Raw genomic sequence first — 2225 nt, forward strand, 5'->3', positions numbered from 1 at the left:
CACTGCTTCGCAAGGCTAAATGAGTTTTACTATGATCAGCTACCCCAACAAAACAAGGTGGCTTAACTAGAGCGGAATATCACTTATAAATACGCTTTTAGTTGTTCAAACAAGTGGAACCACCTCTCTACAAATGTGTTGCACTTGAGATTTGAATCTGCGTTCAAATATGTTTAACATACAGCACCTTAAATTAACTACTGTTATAATCAATGCACGGATCAGATCACGAAATCGTTCAACTCTTTAAAAGACAACAATATCCGCTTTCTGAAACATTGACAGAAATGCTGAACGAACATTTTTCACATCAAACAGAACGAAGAGGTTGTGGTTTTACGCAAGCAACTCGGGTTCTTGCAGAGTTTATTAATGTTGCTCGTGCCCCTCATGAACTGAATGATTTTAAACTGTTCAGAGATTATGAGGATCAAACATTAAAGAATTTGCTCAAGGAACGTAAGCTTAGTGACTGGCATAATTTGGATCAGAATATCGAAACTACGACCCTCATACAAAAAAATAAACCTGAATCCACAGCTGATTTGATTAAACACATTCAGTTTCAGGCACAACTTAGACAACTTGCTCAGCAGGCTCAACAAGAAGAAAGTAAACTGTTAGTTCAAATGATTGCTGATATTATTCTGCCTAAAAGTTCAGCGCAAACAGGTCTAGTCGAGTTACCAGTATTAGCTGAAAAGCCTAAAGTGGGTTCTTGTCCAATGGCAGAAAACTTTTTCTTAAAAATTGCCCATGGACGTATTTTAAGAAAAGGATCAGTCAATATTATTGTCAATCAGCACAATCAACCTTTGTTGCTGGAAAAATTAAATATGGGCGATGATCACTCCTGTATCAGTTTAAAACCGCTCTTAATGAATGGGGTGTGTTTACCCGCAGGTTCATTGTTTTCAGTTGACTATGATTCTTCAACTATTCAAAACAAAACAGCAAACCAGAATTTACCGGGCTTTGTAATCCCATACAGCGAGATACCAGGTTTTTGGTATTTACGCTTAACTACGCTTGCAATATCCCCAGAAAACCGTGCGAGAACCTTTAGCACGCATTTCCAACAGCAAATAGCCAATGGCCTGTTTAGCCCTGAAACAACTTTATTGCAACAACTTGCCGATATTGCTTCAGCACAAATCCGGAGCTAATGCATGTTACAGGTTTGTTATTCTCCCCAATACTTTGCAAAAACCCATACCAATAGCATGGAAAAACTGATTGCTGTGGCCGAAGCCCTAGAACATCTAGGCTCTTTTCAGTTCCATGAACCTGAATTAATTGATCTCAATATATTGAAAAGACTCCACGACCCTATGTATGTGGATGCTTTTGATACTGGATCACCTAAAAAACTAGCTACTTTTCAGGGTTTTAAGACATGGAACACTCAATTAAGAGATGCCATTTATCGCATTAATGCCGGACAAATTAAAGCTGCAGAGTTGGCATGGAAGCATCAAATTTCAGCAAATATTGCCCAAGGTTTTCATCATGCCCATTATCAATTAGGAGTTGCTTTTTGTACTTTTAATGGGTTGGCATTGATTGCACAGCAGTTTCCAGATAAAAAAATTTTTATCCTGGACTGTGATCAACATGGTGGGGATGGGACAGCTGAATTTACGCTCAGATTAGATAACCTATTTAATTTTAGTATTTTTGCATTGCAGTCCGGTTGCCGAAGTTATGAACGTGCTATTACTCGTCATATTCATAAACAGCATGGAAATTTTGAGCAATATCGCGATGCGATTGCTGAGGCTTTTGAAATGGCGATCGAATGGCAGGCCGATCTCATCGTCTATCAGGCCGGTATGGATTGTCATCAGAACGATCCTTGTGGTTCACCATGGTTGAGTGCTGAATATATTCAACAGCGTGATGAAATGGTATTTCGGCTTGCCAAACAGCATCAAATCCCATTGATGTTTGTGTTGGCTGGTGGCTATCAGACTTTACCTGATTTAGTCGATTTGCATGTTGAAACCTTTAAAATTGCCCATGAAATTTATTATGGGGAATAAGGTATATTTGTAATTTTTGTGCAAAAAAACGTGAAGAATATCCAATACTTTGAATACGCAGATTCAAATCCCAAGTGCAACACATTTGTAGTTAGTTGAAAAAGTTAGGTGTATTCATAGAATCATTAGACTTTTTCAACTCGCAATTGGAAAGCACACAATGAAGAAATACACCCAACTTTC

The 2225-nt window shown here is 38.2% G+C and carries 2 protein-coding genes; both read left to right on the forward strand.

The features are described from left to right. Positions 1-212 precede the first annotated feature (212 nt). Entirely contained in the window at positions 213-1166 is a 954-nt protein-coding gene (locus ACEO2X_RS13735; RefSeq protein WP_180169647.1) for a hypothetical protein, read from the forward strand. A gap of 3 nt (positions 1167-1169) precedes the next feature. After that, positions 1170-2042, forward strand: a complete 873-nt coding sequence (locus ACEO2X_RS13740; protein ID WP_371972155.1) for a histone deacetylase — start codon at positions 1170-1172, stop codon at positions 2040-2042. Positions 2043-2225: the final 183 nt, after the last annotated feature.

It is taken from the genome of Acinetobacter sp. AL9 (assembly GCF_041464035.1).
GTDB classification, from domain to species: Bacteria; Pseudomonadota; Gammaproteobacteria; order Pseudomonadales; family Moraxellaceae; genus Acinetobacter; species Acinetobacter towneri.